Source organism: Streptomyces sp. H27-H1, assembly GCF_026627445.1.
In the GTDB taxonomy this organism is placed as follows: domain Bacteria; phylum Actinomycetota; class Actinomycetes; order Streptomycetales; family Streptomycetaceae; genus Streptomyces.
The window spans coordinates 1-652 of sequence record NZ_JAPNLJ010000168.1 but is presented as its reverse complement, the minus strand read 5'-3'; the positions used below and the strand labels follow the sequence as shown (position 1 = coordinate 652).

General features: G+C 65.2%; 1 protein-coding gene. It reads left to right on the top strand.

The genetic code is table 11. From position 1 onward, the window contains the following. Nucleotides 1-49: 49 nt before the first annotated feature. Nucleotides 50-652 (top strand): IS5 family transposase (locus OTB20_RS42325; RefSeq protein WP_267825202.1); only part of this gene is annotated, 603 nt, incomplete at its 3' end.

Sequence of the window (652 nt, the reverse complement as noted above, 5' to 3'; positions counted from 1 at the left end):
GTTCGATGTACTGACGTGCTGGCCGGGATGTGAGTGATGTTGTGCGGATATGGAGAGACCGGCGTATCCGAGTGATGTGACGGACGAGCAGTGGGAACTGCTCAGGCCGATGATCGAGTCGTGGAAGCAGGGGCGGGTGGCACGGTCGGCGACGGGGGATCCGGGCTCCTGTGACCTGCGGGAGGTCGTGAACGCGATCTTCTATCAGAACCGGACGGGCTGTCAGTGGCGCTACCTTCCGCACGACCTGCCCGCCTGGTCGGCGGTGTTCTACTACTTCACGCTGTGGCGCCAGGACGGCCTTGACCAGCGAATACAGGAACTGCTGCGCTGCCAGGTGAGGGAGAGAGCCAAGCGATTAGAGGACCCGTCCCTCGTGGTCATCGACACCCAGTCCGTCCGCGCGGCGGCCGGGGTCCCCAAGACCACGACGGGACTGGACGCGAACAAGAAGACACCAGGCCGCAAGCGCGGACTCGTGGTCGACGTCCTGGGCCTGATCATCGGAGTAGTCGTGCTCACCGCCTCCGCCCACGACAACGCCGCCGGCACCGCCCTGCTCACCCAGGCCGCCGAGCGGTGCGGGAACCGGTTGGAGAAAGCCCTGGTGGACCAGGGGTTCAAGGACCAGACCATCATTCACGGCGCCTTA